Origin of the sequence: Dyella sp. (assembly GCF_036568765.1) — a bacterium.
In the GTDB taxonomy this organism is placed as follows: Bacteria; Pseudomonadota; Gammaproteobacteria; order Xanthomonadales; family Rhodanobacteraceae; genus GSA-30.
The window spans coordinates 1-2824 of sequence record NZ_DATCRY010000216.1; the positions used below are offsets into that span (position 1 = coordinate 1).

Annotated in this window: 3 protein-coding genes; 2 read left to right on the plus strand and 1 reads right to left on the minus strand. The window is 62.5% G+C overall.

Features of this window, described 5'->3' with window-relative positions; genetic code table 11:
- A partial coding sequence (gene lpxC, locus VIM98_RS15085) for a UDP-3-O-acyl-N-acetylglucosamine deacetylase (protein ID WP_331993930.1) occupies positions 1 to 799 on the plus strand: 799 nt, incomplete at its 5' end.
- A gap of 441 nt (positions 800 to 1240) precedes the next feature.
- On the opposite strand, the gene VIM98_RS15090 is transcribed toward lpxC, so the two are convergent.
- Complete coding sequence (locus VIM98_RS15090; protein WP_331993931.1) at positions 1241 to 1669, minus strand: DUF721 domain-containing protein; 429 nt, start codon at positions 1667 to 1669, stop codon at positions 1241 to 1243.
- An 86-nt stretch (positions 1670 to 1755) separates the two neighbouring features.
- Here VIM98_RS15090 and VIM98_RS15095 point away from each other — a divergent pair, with 86 nt between their 5' ends.
- Positions 1756 to 2685, plus strand: a complete 930-nt coding sequence (locus VIM98_RS15095; RefSeq protein WP_331993932.1) for a M23 family metallopeptidase — start codon at positions 1756 to 1758, stop codon at positions 2683 to 2685.
- Positions 2686 to 2824 lie beyond the last annotated feature (139 nt).

Here is a 2824-nt window from a genome sequence, read left to right on the forward strand (position 1 = left end):
CCGCCGCATCGACTTGAGCCCGCCGCGCGAAGTGCCGGCCCGGGCGGTCGCGGTCAACGAGACCACGCTGTCCAGCAACCTGGTCGCCGACGGCGTCAAGATCGCCACCGTCGAGCACCTGATGTCGGCCCTGTCGGGCGTGGGCATCGACAACTGCCTGGTCGAGCTGTCCTCGCCGGAAGTGCCGATCATGGACGGCAGCGCCGGTCCGTTCGTCTTCCTCCTGCAATCGGCCGGCATCGAAGAGCAGTCCGCTCCGAAGCGCTTCATCCGCATCAAGAAGCCGGTGAAAGTGCAGGAAGGCGACAAATGGGCGAGTTTCGAGCCCTTTGAAGGCTTCAAGGTCGGTTTCTCGATCGAGTTCAACCACCCGATCATCAGCAAGCGCACTTCGCGCGCCGAGATCGATTTCTCGACGACCTCGTTCGTGAAAGAAGTGAGCCGTGCGCGTACCTTCGGCTTCATGCGCGACATCGAAATGCTGCGCGAGCATAACCTCGCTCTCGGCGGTTCGATGGACAACGCTGTGGTGCTGGACGATTACCGCGTGCTCAACGAAGATGGCCTGCGTTACGAAGACGAATTCGTCAAGCACAAGATCCTCGACGCGATCGGCGATCTTTATCTGCTCGGCCACAGCCTCATCGGTGCGTACTACGCCCACAAGTCGGGTCACGAGCTCAACAACAAGCTGCTGCGCACCTTGATGGCCGATGCCTCGGCCTGGGAAGAAGTCAGCTACCAGGACGATCCGGCCACCTCGCCGATCTCCTACGCCCATCCGGCTCAGGCGATCTGACGCGCCTCGGAGGTTTCAGGCTCTCAAAGAAGCCGCATCCGTGAGGGTGCGGCTTTTTTGTTGCCTTGGGCGCTCATGCAGAAGGGGCACAGGGACGAGTAGCGAGGGCGGGGCGCAAGTTCGCAGACTTGCTCCAGCATCTAGGCCGCGATAACGCCTGCCGCGTACGGGAAGCTTGCTGCACTGGCCATTGGAGCGTCCTCGCTACTCGCCCCTCTTGGCCTGCGAGTCGCTTGGATCGAACCTGAACAGCCCGCCATTGGCGTCAACTTCAAAATCTGTGATATATCTCGCCTCTTCGGCCAGCCGCGGTTCACGCTCCGATGACATGGGCACTTGGTCAACGGGCTTTGCGTGGTATAAACCAACCCTCGCCATCGGGGGGAACGCTGGTCGAGAGGGCGCCGGAGCGCCATAGGCAGGAACGAGCCGGGATAGCGGCTAGCGGGTTCCGCCAGTCCGGGAAGCAGAAATATCGGCGACGGACGCCAGTGCCAGGAACAGTTCGCGTAATTCGAGGTCAGAAGTTGTTGCGGCCGCCGCCTTCAGGTGGTTGGCTGCTGCGGCAGAAAGCGGTTTTGTCCGGTCCGGTTCGGTTTGAGCCGGCGGAAGGGGGGCCACTTTCACGGTAACCGCGTTGGCGTGCACGCCCAAAGCGTGCGCGGTCGAGAGAATTTGCGCCTGGGAAAGGCGCAGCCTCGAGGCCCAGGCCGGCGTAGGAGCCAAAAAAACAAGGCGGCCGTCGCGCAGGTTGGCAAAACGAACCTGCTCGCGGAGCGGTGACGGCAATGTCTGGCGCAGTGCACGATCCAGCGCTTCCAGTTCGCCCGCTCTCTTTGCGAGAGCGGCGATCGGGCCGAATTCGGTCACCGATTTCGGTCCGCGGCCACTAGGGCCGCCGGAGGGTGGATCGTTACGCTGCATGGTAAGGCCGACATCTCGGATGTGGAATTTCAATGCAAATCATACTTGTATCGCGCACGAAGAAGGTGCCGAAAACACTCGATCTGGCCGATGGGCGCCTGCGCTTTCGGCTGTTGGGTATGGCAGCCGGTGCCGTCGTCGGATGTGCGGGTATAGGCGCCGTCCTGGCCATGACTTTGGCCAGCCCGCGTGACGGCGCGCTGACCGAGATCAGGCAACTGCGCAAGCAGGTGGCTCATCAGGATGTCGAACTGACCGATATGCGCAAGGATGCCCAGCGCGAAGTCGATGCGTTGGCCGTCAAGCTGGGGCAGCTGCAGGCGCAGTCGACCCGGCTCAATGCCTTGGGCGAGCGCCTTACCCAGATCGGCAAGCTCGACGACGGTGAGTTCAATTTCGACGAGCAACCCCCATTGGGCGGCATCGAGGACTCCTCCGATTCGTCCTACGCGCTGCCGCAAACCCTGGACAAGAGCATCGACGAGCTGGCCGCGCAATTCGACCGCCAGCAGGCGCAACTGTCGGCCCTGCAAAGCTTTTTGCTCGATGCCAAGATCGAATCCAGCCTCAAGCCGACGGGCATGCCGCTGGATGGTTATATCTCGTCTTACTTTGGCGGCCGGCCCGATCCGTTCAGTGGGCATGCCGCCCGCCACACCGGTATCGATATCGCCGCGCCCACGGGTACCCCGGTGGAGGCCGTGGCCGAAGGCATGGTGACCTATGCCGGCGTCCGTAACGGTTACGGCAATGTAGTGGAAATCGACCATGGCAATGGCTACATGACCCGCTACGCGCACAACAGTCAGCTGGAAGTCCACCCTGGCCAGCGTGTGCATATCGGCGACGTGATCGCCAAGGCGGGCTCGACCGGCCGTTCGACCGGTTCGCACCTGCATTTCGAGGTCTGGTACAACGGCCGGGTGGTCAACCCGCTGGCTTACGTGAAAAGTCACCGGTAATCGTGTGAGGCCGGCCTGTTAGCTCGCCCGAGAGGCGTTGAGCAATGCTCTCACCGGCGCGTTATTAGCAGCAGCGCCGGCCGTACGGCGAGCGCCAGTGAGCAACCTCACAGGCCCGCTACACGGGCCAGCCTCACTC